We start from the raw sequence: 14,052 nt of genomic DNA on the forward strand, positions 1-14,052 counted from the left end.
TCTCGCAGATGGGGCCGGCGCGCAGCACACTCTCCGCAGCGAGGGGTCCGGCGGTCAGACCTCGCTGCGGCAGCCAAGGAGCCCGGTGAGACGGGCGATCGGACTGTGCCACATGACGGGCACACCCTACCGCATCTGCGCGGGACCGATGCGCCCGGATCGCGCCCGCGGGCCACCCGGGCGGCGGTACGATCGCGGCACTGCCCAGCCCGTCCTCAGCGGGTGATCCGGTCTGCGAGGAGGTCGCACGTGCGCACCAGCGCCGCTGGCGCTCCGGCGTACCATCTCCTACGGTTCCTGGCGGGTCTCATCTCGCTGGGCCTGGTCGCCACGCTGACCGGCTGCGGCGGCTCCGCGCAAGGCAGCAACTCCGACCCCGACCAGGTCGACACCACCACCGCCCCCGAATCGGGCGCCTGTCGGATGCTGACTCCCGACGACGTGGCACTGACCAGCAACGCGACGGGGACAGTGCCCTGCACCGAGCCACACACCGCGCAGACCTTCCTGGTCGACAGCTTCCCGACCTCGCTCGCGGACGCGACGCACGATGATCCGGAGCTGGCTGCCCACGCCTACCCGCAGTGCCGCGACGCGTTCGCCAGCTTCACCGGCGGCGACGAGAGCCTGGTGATGCGGAGCGTGGTCAGCTGGGTGTGGTTCGGGCCATCCGAGCAGGCCTGGGAGGACGGTGCACGCTGGTTCCGCTGCGACCTGGTCGGTGGTGGGCCACAGAGCAAGAAGTTCGTCACGCTGCCGACGGAGGCCGAGGGCTTGCTGTCCGGGCGTCCCGAGGACGAATGGCTCGCCTGTGCTCACGGCGAGTCGTTCGACGGATCGGTCAAGGTGCCTTGTTCGGAGGACCACAACTGGCGCGCGGTGACCACCATCAAGCTCGGCGAGCCCGACGACCCCTATCCCGGCGACAAGGTCGCCCGCGCCCGCACCCAGGACTACTGCTCGGACTCGGTCGGCGCCTGGCTCGGCTATCCGGTGCAGTACGACTTCGCCTACACCTGGTTCCACGAGACCGAGTGGAAGGCAGGCAACCGCCGTTCGGTCTGCTGGGCGGCGACCGACCAGTGAGGCGCTGGCAGGGGAGCCGGGTGATCTCGTTGACGCGAGTGCTTCTCGCCGTCGTGACGGTGTGGGCGGTCGCTGGTTGCAGCGGGGACAACGTCGACTCCGCAAGCAAGGAATCGGCTGCCGCAGACAGCTCGGCGGCGGCCTCGCCGTCAGCGTCCTCGGCGCGTCCTTCCGCCGCACCCGAACCAGCTCGGCCGAAGGTCGGCAGCTGCTATCGGCTCGCCTATCGCCAGGCCTTGGCGCCCACCAACACCAGCGCCCCCCGACCGTGCGAAAAGCCACACACCGCGGTGACCTATGCGGTCGGCGACCTCGACACGGTGGTCGACGGACACCTCCTCGCTGTCGATGCCACCCGCGTGCGCGACCAGGTCGCGGCCGCCTGCCCAGGCCGGCTGCTGCGCTTCCTCGGCGGGAGCGAGGAGCAACTCCGGCTGACCTCGCTGCATGCCGTCTGGTTCTCCCCCACCCTGAAGCAGGCCGACCGCGGCCAGAACTGGTTCCGCTGCGACCTCATCGCCCTCGGTGGGGATCGGCGACTTGCCCCTCTACCCGACCGGCTCAAGGGCGTGCTCACCACCGAAGCGGGTCGTCGTGCCGTCGGAGTCTGCGGGACGACCGAACCCGGCACCCCGACGTTCACTCGAGTCATCTGCTCGGCGCCACACACCTGGCGCGCGATCTCGTCGTACGACGTCCGCGGCGACGCCTTCCCCGGCACCGCGAAACTCCAGGCCGAGGCGCAGAGCAGGTGCAAGCCGGCCGTCAAGGCGCAGGCCGACGACCCCCTCGACTTCCAGTGGGGCTACGACTGGCCCACCCGTGAGCAGTGGCGCGCCGGTCAGCACTACGGCCTCTGCTGGGCACCGGAAGGATAGGGTCTCTAGACTCTCACCACCCGTCGACAAGGAGTGCCCGTGAGCAAGGACCCAGCCGGCCAAGAGCAGTCACGCTCACTGTCACCGAAGATGGTCATCGCGCTGGTGGTCGCGGTGCTCGCGCTCATCTTCGTGCTGCAGAACAGCGGCCGCGGGCAGGTGACGCTGTTCTTCTTCGAGCTCAGCGCCCCGGCCTGGCTCTGGTTCGTCGGGCTCTTCCTCGCCGGCCTGGTGGTCGGCTCCATCTTCCCCTGGTTCGGCCGCAGCTCTCGGAAGTCGCGCGGCTAGTCCGGCCGGGCCCGCTATCCGCGGTGGATGCGCGGGCCGAACCTTTCGACGTCACCGTGTTGGCGAGGCATCTCGTCGACCCAGTAGGTCGAGGCTCCCCGATCCCAGGTGAAGCTCCTCGCCGCGGTCCTCACCCACTTCGGGGAGCCGATGCACGTGGCCGGGAACGACACGCGGATCCGGTTGTCCCGATAGTCGACGTGGTGGCGGGGCTTGCAACGTTTCGGATCCCCGTCCGCCCATAGCTTGGCCTTGCCACGCCAGTGACCCTTGCTGACTTTGACCACCACGTCGGAGTAGCGGAACTGGATCTTGTCGCGATATTGGATCGGGAGGACGACGACGATCGTGTCTCGACTGTGATCCAGCTCGCGCAACCGGATCACTGCGGTGATCCGGTGCTCGCTGTAGGTGATGCGACTCGCCTTGAGGTCGCCCACCGCGACACTCGGCATCGGTGTCTGATCGTCTGCGTCGTCGGTCGCCACCTGGACGACGTCACGCCGGGCATCGCGCGCCACCTTGGTCTCTGCGTGGGCTACCGCTGGTGTCAGCGCACCGAGTAGGCCGAGAACAGCGACCAGCGCCAGGCGTCGCGCGGCGGATGAGCGTCCCATCGACCCATCAGATCACAACTGTAGGCACTCCGGAGCGATCTCCCACCGAAACCCAGGTCGGCGGAGGATCAGAAGCCGAGCTTGCGGAGCTGGCGTGGGTCGCGTTGCCAGTCCTTGGCGACCTTGACGTGCAGGTCGAGGTGGACGGGGACGCCGAAGAACGCGGTGAGCTGGGCGCGGGCGCTGGTGCCGATCTCCTTGAGACGGGCGGCTTTGCGGCCGATGATGATGCCCTTCTGGGAGTCCCGCTCGACGTAGACATTGGCGTGGATGTCGAGCAGCGGCTTGTCCTCGGGGCGTCCCTCGCGCAACTCCATCTCGTCGACGACCACGGCCAGCGAGTGAGGCAGCTCGTCGTGCAGGCCCTCCAGGGCCGCCTCCCGCACCAGGTCGGCCGCGATCACCTCCTCGGGGGCGTCGGTCAGGTCACCGTCGGGGTAGAGCTGTGGCCCGACCGGCATCAGCCCGACCAGCAGGTCGGCCAGCAGCCCGACCTGGTCACCCGAGACCGCGGAGACCGGCACGATCTCGGTCCAGGTGGTCGACGTCTCGCGACCCAGCTCGGCGATGTCGAGCAGGTGCTCGGCGATCCGCTCCGGGCCTGCTAGGTCGGTCTTGGTCGCCAGGGCGATCTTGGTGGTGTGCCGGACCTTGGCCAGCTCCCCCACCAAGAACCGGTCGCCCGGACCGATCTTCTCGTCGGCCGGGAAGCAGACCGCGACCACGTCGACCTCGGCCCAGGTCGTCTTGACCAGGTCGTTGAGCCGCTCCCCCAACAAGGTCCGCGGTCGGTGCAGGCCAGGGGTGTCGACCAGGATCAACTGGGCGTCCGGCCGGTGCACGATGCCGCGGACCACGGTCCGGGTGGTCTGCGGCCGCGAACTGGTGATCACGATCTTGCTGCCGACCAACGCATTGGTCAGGGTCGACTTGCCGGTGTTGGGGCGGCCCACGAAGCAGACGAAGCCGCTGCGGAACTCGCCCGCCGGACCACCGTCCGCGCCGGTCCCACTCTCGATCATCGAGCCTCCTCGGCTGGGCCGGCATCGACCCGGTCGCGCGCGGCGTCGTACCGCTCCCAGATCTCCTCGTCGCTGAGCCCCTCGGCCTTGCCACGCCGCCAGATCGGCTCCGGGTCGACGGTGCGCGGCTGACGCCGGAGGGCGCCGCGCCAGTAGCCCATCACGTCGTACGCCGTGCTCGGCAGGCCCCGCACCCGCATCAGATGCTTGCGGATCGCGCGCATCGCAGCGGATTCACCGGCCATCCAGAAGTAGCCGTCACCCTCCGGCCAGTCGATCGACTCGACGACCCGCGCGAGCCCGCTGTGGGCGTCGACCGGCGGAGCGAGCCAGGTGGTTTCGGCGGTCTCGGGAAGATAGCCGGTCAGCTGGTCGGGCACCTCGGCCCAGACCCGCAGCGGCAGGTCGCGCACCGTCTCCGCGATCCGGGCCATGGCCGGCAGGCCGGTGAGGTCACCGACCAGGATCAGCCAGCGTGCGCCCTCGGGGAGCGCGAAGGAGCCCCGCGGAGCGGTGATGGTCACCTCGTCGCCGACGCAGTCGCGACTGGCCCATTCGGTGACCAGCCCGTGCTCGTGGATGACGACATCGAGGGTGAGCCGCGCGCCGTCCCAGGCCCGCACCGTGTAGTAGCGGCTCTGGAACTGGCCCGGCGCGACCAGGCCGACCCACTCGTCCGGCACGCCGGTGCTGGCGAAACCGGCCAGCCCGGCGCCGCCGAGGGTGAGCCGGAGCAGGTGATCGGACAGCCGTTCGCGCCCCTCGACGACGGCCGTGTGCCTCCGCGCCGGCGTGCTCACCAGGTGGGTCGCAGCGCGAAGCCGTCGTTGCCCTGCTCGTCGGTCTTGGCCGCCAGCACGTGGTGCAACTGGATGTTGTTGCGCTCGAAGCCGAGTCGCGAGCCGGCCATGTAGAGCCCCCAGACCCGCGCGGTACCCTCGCCGACCTCGGCGACACACTCGTCCCAGTTCTCCTGGAGGTTGTGGCACCAGCCGGCCAGCGTCATCGCGTAGTGGCGCCGGAAGTTCTCCTCGTGCATCACCTCGAAGCCGACGTCCTGGGCGGCCGAGATGATCCGGCCCGATCCGGTCAGCTCCCCGTCGGGGAAGACGTAGCGGTCGATGAACGCTCCGGTGTCCTGGTCTTGGTTGTGCGGCCGGGTGATGCAGTGGTTGAGCAGCCGACCCTCCGGGCGCAGGCGGTCACGGAGGAAGCCGAAGTACGACGGGTAGTTGCGCACGCCGATGTGCTCGGTGAGCCCGATCGAGCTGACGGCGTCGAAGCCGGACTCCATCACGTCGCGGTAGTCCAGGTGGCGCACCTCGGCAAGGTCGCCCAGCCCCTCGCGGTCGATGGCCTCCTTGGCCCACTGGGCCTGCTGAAGGGAGAGGGTGACGCCGAGCGCTCGGACGCCGTACTCCTTGGCGGCGTGACGGACCATGCCGCCCCACCCGCAGCCGACGTCGAGCAGCCGCTCCCCCGACTTGAGGTCGAGCTTGCGCGCGACCAGGTCGTACTTGTAGGTCTGCGCTTCCTCCAGCGTGGCGTCCTTGGTGGGGAACACCGCGCAGGTGTAGGTCATCGAGGGGCCGAGCACCATCTCGTAGAACCGGTTCGAGACGTCGTAGTGGTGCGAGATGGCCGAGGCGTCGCGGTGCTGAGAGTGCCGCAGGCCCTCCAGGGTGCGCCGCCAGCGCGGCAGCTTCTCCTGGGGCGGCGGGGCCGGCGGTCGCAGGTTGCCGATGCCGAGGCCGCGCACGAGGGCGACCGCCTCGCTCGGGGTCGGCCGGCGGATGCGCATGCGGTCCAGCAGCAGGACCAGCGCCTCGTAGGGATCGCCGGGGTGCACGCCGTCGATGTCCATGTCACCGGCCACGTAGGCGCGGGCCAGACCGAGGTCGCCCGGCGCGGTGAGCAGGTAGGAGAGCCCGCGAGGATTGAGCAGACGCAGCCCGATGCCGGCGTCGCTCGGGCCGGCGGCGCTGCCGTCGTAGGCCGAGACGCGAACGGGGAGGTCCGTGGCCAGGGTCTCGAGCGCCGTGCCGATGGACATCTTGCTCATTGTCGTCGCACCGCCTTGTCATAGAGCGTGGTGAGTCGGTCGTGGGGGTCGTAGCGGCCCTTGACGGCCGCGAGGTTGGCTCCGTCGTAGAGCCGGTCGAAGGTCTCGGCGTCGTAGAACGCCTCGGAGTAGAGCGATTTGTGGCCGCCGAGCTCGGCCACCTTCGCCTCCACCGCCCGGTTGCGCGGTGACTGCGGTGCCTCGGGGCCGACGAAGACGGTGCCCCAGAAGCCGATGTTGACATAGGTGGTGCCGGGAGCGAGGGGGTAGGACGGCCAGGAGCGTTCGCCGTCCGCGGTGCCCTCCCGCAGCCGGAGTGGGCACAGCCACACCGGCCGCATGCCGACTTCGTCGTCGAACCAGTCGAGGAACTCGCGCAGCCGGTCGACCGGCACCTCGACGTCTTGGATGACCCGCTCCCGCTCCGGCCGACCCGCCCGACGATCCAGCCGCTCCATGATGTCGAAGCGGCGGTCCAGGCGGATCAGCCGGTAGTAGACGTCGGAACGGCGCAGGCGGCGCGGCCAGATCCGGCGTACGACGGGGTGCTGGGCGCCGAACGCGCCGGAGCACCAGAACCAGTCGGTGTCCCAGCGCCACAGGTAGTCGTAGGCGGTGAGCAGGTCGGTCTCCCGTTCGCGGATGGAGCGGTAGTAGATCTGCTGACCGGCGTAGTCGCTGGGCGCGCCGGCAGGCCGGTCGGTCCAGCGGGCCAGAGTCAGGTAGTACTCCCCCGGCTCGAACGCAACACCGTCCAGCCCGTCGACCCGCTGACCGTCCCACTCCCGGGTCTCGGTGATCTCCGCGATCTGCTTGGCGAGCAGGTCGGCGTCGTCGAAGCGGAGGTGGCGCAGCGCGACGTAGGGCTTGATCGGCTCGAGCTCGATCTTGAGCCGGGTGGCGTAGCCCAGCGAGCCGTAGGCGTTGGGGAAGGTCCGGAACAGGTCGGCGTGCTCGTTGTCCGCGGTGGCGGTGATCACCTCGCCGGCGCCCGTGAACACGTCCATCTCGAGGACCGACTCATGCGGAAGGCCGTTGCGGAAGCTGGTCGACTCGATGCCGAGCCCGGTCACCGCGCCACCGAGCGTGATGGTCCGCAGCTGCGGCACCACCAACGGGATCAGCCCGTGCGGCAAGGTGGCGTCGACGAGGTGCTCGTAGGTGCACATCCCCTGCACGTCGGCGGCGCGGGCCACCGGATCGACGGCGATCACGCCGTCCAGCCCGGCCACGTCGAGCCCAGGCGCCGTGGTGGCCTGGCGAGCCCGGAAAAGGTTGGAGGTGCGTTTGGCCAGCCGGACGGGTGAGCCCGGCGGGATAGCGGCGTACGACGCACGCAGGCGCTCGACGGCGCGCTCGTGCTCTGCCCAGCCGACAGAAGTCACCCGGATAATCTACTCGCCGCCCCGACATCGAGAAGTGCCCGCCCCGACGACCGTCGCCATGCGCAGGTTTGCCTAGGCAACTCGCTTGTGAGGGCGGGACGAGGGAACCTAAGGTTCTCGCTATGGCAACGGGCCACCTCGCCGGTGGGACGGCGGGCGAGAACGGTTCGCTGGCCGGTCTGCGAGCAGAGGTTGCCGAGAGTTGGCACCGGTCGGCGGCCGCTGGCGTGCGCGCCGACGTCTCCGAGGCGCCGATCACGCTGCCCGCCGACCAGCTCCAGGACTACCGCGCGGCGCATCCACTGGCGGCAGTCTTCCCGCTCTTGGACGACATTCTCGGCCAGGCCGCGCGCGACACCGGTGCGGTGATGGCCGTCTCCGACGCCGGCGGACAGCTGCTCTGGGTCTGCGGCGCGTCGGCCGCGCTGCGCGGAGCGGAGTCGATCGGCTTCGTGGAGGGCAGCAACTGGGACGAACGGCTCGCCGGCACCAACGCCCCGGGCCTGGCCCTGCAGCTCGACCGCCCGGCCGTCGTCCTCGGCGCGGAGCACTTCCGCTCCTCGGTGCAGGCCTGGAGCTGCGCCGCCGCCCCCATTCACGACCCCAGCACGGCCGGCTTGCTGGGCGTCCTCGACGTGACCGGCGGGAGCGAGGTCGCGCTGCCACAGACCATGGCGATGGTGCGGGCCGCCGCCCGGATGGCCGAGTCCGAGCTGGCCCGCGAGGCGGGCGCCCGCCGGCGGACCGAGCCGCCCATGCGGGGGACCCACGTCCAGATCGAGGCGCTCGGCCGGGCCGAGGCCCTAGTCACGGTGTGGTCCGAAGGGGTCTCCTCGCCCCCGCTGCGCCTCTCCCGCCGACATAGCGAGGTCCTGGTCCTCCTGGCCGGAGCCGACCGAGGGCTGACCGGCGACGAGCTGGCTCTGCTGCTCTACGACGAAGACGGTGGCTCCTCCACGCTGCGGGCCGAGGTCAACCGGCTCCGCGGGCTGCTCGGCGGGGAGCTGTTGCTCTCCCGGCCCTACCGACTGGCCGCCGACCTCGCGGCCGATTGGCTGGCCGTCGAGGCGCGCGCGGCCAGTGGCGACGTGCGCCGCGCGCTGCGCGGCTACCGCGGACCGTTGCTGCCGCAGTCCATCGCCCCCGGGGTCGCGGCGCTGCGCGACGGTGTTCATGGCGCGGTCCGTCAGGCCGTCCTCAACTCCGGCGCCGCCGACCTGATGTCCACCTGGACGCGATCGGCGTGGGGTGCCGACGACTACGAGATGTGGGTAGCGCAGCGTGCGTCACTCACACCCGGCTCGCCGATGCGGGCTCTCGTCGACGGTCAGCTGGCCCGGCTGGACCGCGAGTTCGGCTGACCTTGCTCTTCGATCGCCCACACTCCCCGTGCGCGTCGTCGTACGCCGTGCAACGTGGCTGCAACGTCGGCGACCCTAGCGTGTGATCGAAGTCACCCCTTCGACCCGATCGGAGTCACCCTATGACTGTCTTCGCACCTCCCGGATCTGCCGAATCCCCCATTGCCGTCCAGCCCCGCTATGGCCACTACATCGGCGGGGAGTGGGTCGAGCCACGTCGTGGCAACTACTTCGAGAACGTCTCGCCGGTCACCGGTCTGGCGTTCACCGAGATCGCGCGCGGCACGGCAGAGGACATCGACGCGGCCCTCGATGCCGCCCACAACGCCGCGCCGGGCTGGGGTCGCACGGCCGCGAGCGAGCGCTCCAACATCCTGCTCCAGATCGCCGACTTAATGGAGGCGAACCTCCAAGACCTCGCCGTGATCGAGGCCTGGGACAACGGCAAGGCCGTCCGCGAGACGCTTGCCGCCGACCTGCCGCTGGCCGTCGACCACTTCCGCTACTTCGCTGGTGTGCTGCGCGGCCAGGAGGGCACGATCTCCGAGATCGACGAGGACACCATCGCCTACCACTTCCACGAGCCGCTCGGAGTGGTCGGTCAGATCATCCCGTGGAACTTCCCGATCCTGATGGCCGTCTGGAAGCTCGCCCCCGCGCTGGCCGCCGGCAACGCCGTGGTCCTCAAGCCCGCCGAGCAGACTCCCTGGTCGATCCTGAAGCTGATGGAGCTGGTCGGTCACCTGCTGCCGCCCGGTGTGGTCAACGTGGTGAACGGGTTCGGCGTCGAGGCCGGCAAGCCGCTCGCCTCCAGCCCGCGGATCGCGAAGATCGCCTTCACCGGCGAGACCACCACGGGTCGCCTGATCATGCAGTACGCCAGCGAGAACATCATCCCGGTCACCCTCGAGCTGGGCGGGAAGAGCCCGAACATCTTCTTCGAGGACATCTGCGCCGCCCACGACGCGTTCTACGACAAGGCGCTCGAGGGCTTTGCGATGTTCGCGCTCAACCAGGGCGAGGTCTGCACCTGCCCGTCGAGGGCCTTGGTCCAGCGGTCGATCTACAACGAGTTCGTGCCTGCTGCCATCGCACGCGTCGAGCAGATCATCCAGGGCAACCCGCTCGACACCGACACCACGATGGGTGCGCAGGCCTCCAACGACCAGTTGGAGAAGATCTTGTCCTACATCGACATCGGTCAGCAGGAGGGCGCCAAGGTGCTGACCGGCGGCCACCGCAAGATCTTGGAGGGCGATCTCGCCGGCGGCTACTACGTGGAGCCGACCATCTTCGAAGGCGACAACTCGATGCGGATCTTCCAGGAGGAGATCTTCGGGCCGGTCGTCGCGCTGACCTCCTTCGACGACGAGGCCGACGCCCTCAAGATCGCCAACGACACGTTGTACGGTCTCGGCGCCGGGGTCTGGTCGCGAGACGGCTCTCGCGCGTTCCGAGCCGGGCGCGGCATCCAGGCCGGCCGGGTGTGGACCAACTGCTACCACGCCTATCCCGCACACGCGGCCTTCGGCGGCTACAAGGGATCGGGCATCGGTCGGGAGACCCACAAGATGATGCTCGACCACTACCAGCAGACGAAGAACCTGCTGGTGTCCTACTCCCCCAACGCGCTCGGCTTCTTCTGATGGAGCCCGCGCTCGACGAGGCCGTCGAGCGGGTCGCAGTCACCGGTGAGGCGGCGGAGCTTCTCCGTCGCCTCACCGGCCTCCATGGCCCGCTGATGTTCCACCAGTCCGGCGGCTGCTGCGACGGATCGTCACCCATGTGCTATCCGGACGGCGAGTTCCGGCTCGGTGCCGCCGACGTCCACCTCGGGGACCTCGATGTCGGCTTGGACCGGGCCGTCCCGGTGTGGATGTCCCGCTCCCAGTTCGAGTACTGGTCGCACACCCACCTGACCATCGACGTCGTGCCCGGTCGCGGGGCCGGCTTCTCCGTCGAGGCGCCGGAGGGCGTTCGGTTCGTGATCCGGTCGCGGCTCTTGGAGGCCTGAGGCGCCCCGGGAGGTCCTACGAACTGGCCGCTAGAGCCGACCGGAGCGTATGACGTCCTCAGCGACCGCGGTGGATCACGACGCCCGCTCCGCCGAACTCCTCGACGACCGCCCGGTCGGCGGGCGCCACCTCGTCGGCCGCCGTGAGCACGACCGCCGCCTCCAGCCCCTTCGAACCCGACGACACCGCCATCGCCACGCAGACCTGCACCGCACTCACCTGCAGTGACGGGAGGTCCACCGTCGCGCCGGCGTAGGTCCGGCCGTCCGTGTCTCGCACCGCCGCACCCTCCACCGCGCCCACTCGGGCCCGGGCTGCCCTGGCCAGGGTGACCAGCTTGGCGTCCTCGGGTGACAGAGTGTCCGGTGCTAGGGCGTCGGGCATGGGCTCAGGCTAATCCCTCGTCCGGGCCCTGGGTCGGAGTGGGGGCGGCCGGGTGAGGGTCGAGCTTGCTGATCAGGACGGTGCCGATCTGGTTGCGACGCCCGGTGGCCTCCTCGGCTTGGAAGCGCAGGCCGTGCACCTTGACCGTGGAGCCCGCGATGGGGACCTTGCCGAGGTGCTTGGCCAGCAACCCGAGCACGCTGTCCACGTCGTCGTCCACGACGTTGATCCCCACCAGCTCGTCGAGGTCGTCGACGGAGAACCGGGACGAGACCCGGAAGACGCCGTCGGGGAGCACCTCGACCTCGACCTCCTCGGGGTCGTACTCGTCGGTGATCTCCCCGACGATCTCCTCGAGGATGTCCTCGATGGTGATCAGGCCGGCAGTGCCGCCGTACTCGTCGACCACGACCGCGATGTGCTGGCGCCGCGCCTGCATCTCCGAGAGGAGCTCGTCGACCGGCTTGGTGTCGGGGACGTAGTACGCCGGCCGCATCACCTCCTCGACCCGCTGGGTGGTCTCGACATCGGGAGCCTCGAAGTCGCGGCGGACCAGATCCTTGAGATAGGCGAAGCCGAGCACCTCGTCGAGGTTCTCCCCGATCACCGGGATCCGGGAGAAGCCGCTGCGCAAGAAGAGTGACATCGTCTGGCGGAGGTTCTTGGTGCCCTCGATGTAGACGACGTCGGTGTTGGGCACCATCACCTCGCGAGCGATGGTGTCGCCGAGCTCGAAGACGGAGTGGATCATCTTCCGCTCCCCCTCCTCGATGACGGCAGTCGCCTCGGCCAGGTCGACCAGCTCGCGCAGCTCGGTCTCGGTCGAGAACGGGCCCTCCCGGAAGCCGCGGCCCGGCGTGATCGCGTTGCCGACCAGGATGAGCAGCTTGGGCAGCGGACCCAGGATCGCGGTGATCGCGGTCAGCGGGGCAGCCGACATCAGGGCCACCCGCTCGGAGTGCTGACGGCCGAGGGTGCGCGGCGCGACGCCGATGACCACGAACGAGATCACCAGCATCACGCCGACAGCGGTCAGCACGGACGGCCACCAGGCGTGCCCCCACAGGTCGTCGGTCAACATGGCGACCAGCACGATCGCCGAGATCTCACAGAGCAGCCGGAGGAACAGGGCGGTGTTGAGGTAGCGCGGTCCGTCGTTGAGCAGCCGCACCAGGGCTCGCGCACCCGGGCGGCGCTCCTCGACGAGCTCTTCGGCCCGAGCCCGGGAGAACGGCGCCAACGCCGCGTCCGCAGCGGAGAAGACGCCCGCGGCCAGCACCAGTGCGGCCGCGGCGATGAGCACCACCAGATCGTCGCCGGTCACGTGGCTTCGGCGCGCCACTGCTCCAGCAACTGCGCCTGGAGGCCGAACATCTCGCGATGCTCCTCGGGCTCGGCGTGGTCGTAGCCGAGCAGATGCAAGATGCCGTGCACGGTGAGCAGCTCGATCTCGGCCGACTCGGAGTGGCCGGCCGTCTCGGCCTGCCGAGCCGCGACCGCCGGGCACAACATCAGGTCGCCGAGCACACCCTCCTCCGGCTCCTCGCCGACCAGGCCCGGCCGGAGCTCGTCCATCGGGAAGGCCAGCACGTCGGTCGGCCCCTCCTTGTCCATCCAGCGCTGGTTGAGCTCGGCGATGGTCGCCTCGTCGACAGCCTTGACGCACAACTCGGCGAGCGGATGGACGCGCATCCGATCCATCACGAAGCGCGCCAACCGGCTCAGTTTGGCCACGTCGATCTCGTGCCCGGACTCGTCGATGATCTCGATGCTCACGAGCGTCGCCCGCGCCCCGACTCGCCCCGGCGGTCCAGGTCATTGCGGCGGTCCAGGTCGCCTCGGCGGTCCAGGCGGGCGTCGTACTCGTCGTACGCCGCCACGATCCGACCGACCAGCTTGTGTCGCACCACGTCGTGGGCGGTCAATCTGTTGAACACGACGTCTCGAACTCCATCGAGGATCTCCTCGACGACCTTGAGCCCCGACTTGGTGCCCCCCGGCAGGTCGATCTGGGTGACGTCGCCGGTGACGACGATCTTGGAGCCGAAGCCGAGCCGGGTGAGGAACATCTTCATCTGCTCGGGCGAGGTGTTCTGCGCCTCGTCGAGGATGATAAACGCGTCGTTAAGCGTCCTACCCCGCATGTAGGCCAGCGGCGCGACCTCGATGGTGCCCGCGGCGAGCAGCTTGGGGATCGTCTCGGGGTCGATCATGTCGTGCAGGGCGTCGTACAGCGGTCGCAGGTAGGGATCGATCTTCTCGCTGAGCGTCCCGGGCAGGAAGCCGAGCCGCTCCCCTGCCTCGACGGCGGGGCGGGTGAGGATGATCCGGTTGACCTCCTTGGCCTGCAGGGCCTGAACGGCCTTGGCCATCGCCAGATAGGTCTTGCCGGTGCCGGCCGGGCCGATGCCGAAGGTGATGGTGTGCTTGTCGATGGAGTCGACGTAGCGCTTCTGGTTCAGTGTCTTGGGCCGGATCGTGCGGCCGCGGTTGGAGAGGATGTTGAGGGAGAGCACATCGGCCGGCCGCTCGCTGGTCTCGGCTCGGAGCATGGCGACGATCCGCTCGACGGTCTCGCCGGTCACCCCCTGGCCGGTGCGGACGATGGTGACGATCTCGTCGAGAAGTCGCTCGACGAGGGCCACTTCGGCGGGGGCGCCGCGCAGGGTGATCCGGTTGCCGCGCACGTGGACATCGGCGACGAAGGCGTCCTCGATGAGAGACAGGTGCTCGTCGCCCGGACCGAGGACACTGACCATGTCGACGCTGTTGGGGACGACGACCACGTGCTTGGTCTGCGGAGTGGTGTCGGATTGGTGCGTGTCGGTCATGGATGCCCTGCCGGGCGGCCTTTCGGTCGGTGACTGTTGCTCATCCATGCTACGGGAGCCCGCCGACGCCGCCCAGCGGATAGATCCTCGTCCGCAGGTCAAGCGAAGGCGCGGGACCCGAGG

15 protein-coding genes are annotated in these 14,052 nt (G+C 69.5%); 6 read left to right on the forward strand and 9 right to left on the reverse strand.

All coding sequences use genetic code 11. From position 1 onward, the window contains the following. Positions 1-249: 249 nt before the first annotated feature. From QM714_RS06530 to QM714_RS06540, 3 genes are read left to right on the forward strand one after another with little or no spacing between them, the layout of a single operon-like run. On the forward strand, positions 250-1,086 hold the full coding sequence (locus tag QM714_RS06530) for a septum formation family protein (protein ID WP_415098740.1): 837 nt from the start codon (positions 250-252) through the stop codon (positions 1,084-1,086). Positions 1,087-1,106: 20 nt separating this feature from the next. Next, the gene (locus QM714_RS06535) at positions 1,107-1,964 is read left to right on the forward strand and encodes a septum formation family protein (protein ID WP_415098742.1); all 858 of its coding nucleotides are present in this window, start codon (positions 1,107-1,109) and stop codon (positions 1,962-1,964) included. A 39-nt stretch (positions 1,965-2,003) separates the two neighbouring features. After that, positions 2,004-2,252, forward strand: coding sequence for a LapA family protein (locus tag QM714_RS06540; protein ID WP_415098744.1), 249 nt, complete (start codon positions 2,004-2,006; stop codon positions 2,250-2,252). 14 nt (positions 2,253-2,266) lie between these two features. On the opposite strand, the gene QM714_RS06545 is transcribed toward QM714_RS06540, so the two are convergent. The 5 genes from QM714_RS06545 to QM714_RS06565 all read right to left on the reverse strand — a co-directional run bounded on the left by QM714_RS06545 (position 2,267) and on the right by QM714_RS06565 (position 7,338). Further along, positions 2,267-2,869, reverse strand: coding sequence for a hypothetical protein (locus tag QM714_RS06545; RefSeq protein ID WP_415098746.1), 603 nt, complete (start codon positions 2,867-2,869; stop codon positions 2,267-2,269). A gap of 68 nt (positions 2,870-2,937) precedes the next feature. Next, positions 2,938-3,891, reverse strand: coding sequence for a GTPase Era (gene era / locus QM714_RS06550; protein WP_415098748.1), 954 nt, complete (start codon positions 3,889-3,891; stop codon positions 2,938-2,940). Further along, entirely contained in the window at positions 3,888-4,691 is an 804-nt protein-coding gene (locus QM714_RS06555) for a siderophore-interacting protein (protein ID WP_415098750.1), read from the reverse strand. Before QM714_RS06555 ends, era begins: the two co-directional genes overlap by 4 nt. Then, a complete protein-coding gene (locus QM714_RS06560; protein WP_415098752.1) occupies positions 4,688-5,944 on the reverse strand; it encodes a class I SAM-dependent methyltransferase in 1,257 nt (418 codons plus the stop codon). Before QM714_RS06560 ends, QM714_RS06555 begins: the two co-directional genes overlap by 4 nt. A gap of 5 nt (positions 5,945-5,949) precedes the next feature. Beyond that, positions 5,950-7,338 carry an FAD-binding oxidoreductase gene (locus tag QM714_RS06565; RefSeq protein ID WP_415098754.1) on the reverse strand — a complete coding sequence of 463 codons (1,389 nt, stop codon included), beginning with the start codon at positions 7,336-7,338 and terminating at the stop codon, positions 5,950-5,952. A 122-nt stretch (positions 7,339-7,460) separates the two neighbouring features. On the opposite strand from QM714_RS06565, the gene QM714_RS06570 reads away from it, so the two are divergent. The 3 genes from QM714_RS06570 to QM714_RS06580 all read left to right on the forward strand — a co-directional run bounded on the left by QM714_RS06570 (position 7,461) and on the right by QM714_RS06580 (position 10,713). Then, a complete protein-coding gene (locus tag QM714_RS06570; protein ID WP_415098756.1) occupies positions 7,461-8,699 on the forward strand; it encodes a GAF domain-containing protein in 1,239 nt (412 codons plus the stop codon). 122 nt (positions 8,700-8,821) lie between these two features. Then, entirely contained in the window at positions 8,822-10,345 is a 1,524-nt protein-coding gene (locus QM714_RS06575) for an aldehyde dehydrogenase family protein (protein ID WP_415098758.1), read from the forward strand. Then, entirely contained in the window at positions 10,345-10,713 is a 369-nt protein-coding gene (locus QM714_RS06580) for a DUF779 domain-containing protein (protein ID WP_415098760.1), read from the forward strand. The genes QM714_RS06575 and QM714_RS06580 overlap by 1 nt, the downstream gene beginning before the upstream one ends. 58 nt (positions 10,714-10,771) lie before the next feature. Here the strand turns inward: QM714_RS06580 and QM714_RS06585 are convergent, their stop codons facing one another. The 4 genes from QM714_RS06585 to QM714_RS06600 are packed head-to-tail and all read right to left on the reverse strand — an operon-like array spanning position 10,772 to position 13,929. Further along, positions 10,772-11,098 carry a cytidine deaminase gene (locus tag QM714_RS06585; RefSeq protein WP_415098762.1) on the reverse strand — a complete coding sequence of 109 codons (327 nt, stop codon included), beginning with the start codon at positions 11,096-11,098 and terminating at the stop codon, positions 10,772-10,774. Positions 11,099-11,102: 4 nt separating this feature from the next. Beyond that, positions 11,103-12,422: a hemolysin family protein gene (locus QM714_RS06590; protein WP_415098764.1), complete on the reverse strand. Its 1,320-nt coding sequence runs from the start codon at positions 12,420-12,422 to the stop codon at positions 11,103-11,105. Further along, positions 12,419-12,874, reverse strand: a complete 456-nt coding sequence (ybeY, locus tag QM714_RS06595; RefSeq protein ID WP_415098766.1) for an rRNA maturation RNase YbeY — start codon at positions 12,872-12,874, stop codon at positions 12,419-12,421. The genes QM714_RS06590 and ybeY overlap by 4 nt, the downstream gene beginning before the upstream one ends. Further along, positions 12,871-13,929, reverse strand: coding sequence for a PhoH family protein (locus QM714_RS06600; protein WP_415098768.1), 1,059 nt, complete (start codon positions 13,927-13,929; stop codon positions 12,871-12,873). Before QM714_RS06600 ends, ybeY begins: the two co-directional genes overlap by 4 nt. Positions 13,930-14,052: the final 123 nt, after the last annotated feature.

Source organism: Nocardioides sp., assembly GCF_047602075.1.
In the GTDB taxonomy this organism is placed as follows: domain Bacteria; phylum Actinomycetota; class Actinomycetes; order Propionibacteriales; family Nocardioidaceae; genus Nocardioides.

Excerpts from the sequence above, each read along its gene's own strand:
- QM714_RS06570 (WP_415098756.1), top strand. The coding sequence starts at position 7,461 with ATGGCAACGGGCCACCTCGCCGGTGGGACGGCGGGCGAGAACGGTTCG.
- era (WP_415098748.1), bottom strand. The coding sequence starts at position 3,891 with ATGATCGAGAGTGGGACCGGCGCGGACGGTGGTCCGGCGGGCGAGTTC.
- QM714_RS06600 (WP_415098768.1), bottom strand. The coding sequence starts at position 13,929 with ATGACCGACACGCACCAATCCGACACCACTCCGCAGACCAAGCACGTG.
- QM714_RS06580 (WP_415098760.1), top strand. The coding sequence starts at position 10,345 with ATGGAGCCCGCGCTCGACGAGGCCGTCGAGCGGGTCGCAGTCACCGGT.
- QM714_RS06585 (WP_415098762.1), bottom strand. The coding sequence starts at position 11,098 with ATGCCCGACGCCCTAGCACCGGACACTCTGTCACCCGAGGACGCCAAG.
- QM714_RS06560 (WP_415098752.1), bottom strand. The coding sequence starts at position 5,944 with ATGTCCATCGGCACGGCGCTCGAGACCCTGGCCACGGACCTCCCCGTT.
- QM714_RS06545 (WP_415098746.1), bottom strand. The coding sequence starts at position 2,869 with ATGGGACGCTCATCCGCCGCGCGACGCCTGGCGCTGGTCGCTGTTCTC.
- QM714_RS06575 (WP_415098758.1), top strand. The coding sequence starts at position 8,822 with ATGACTGTCTTCGCACCTCCCGGATCTGCCGAATCCCCCATTGCCGTC.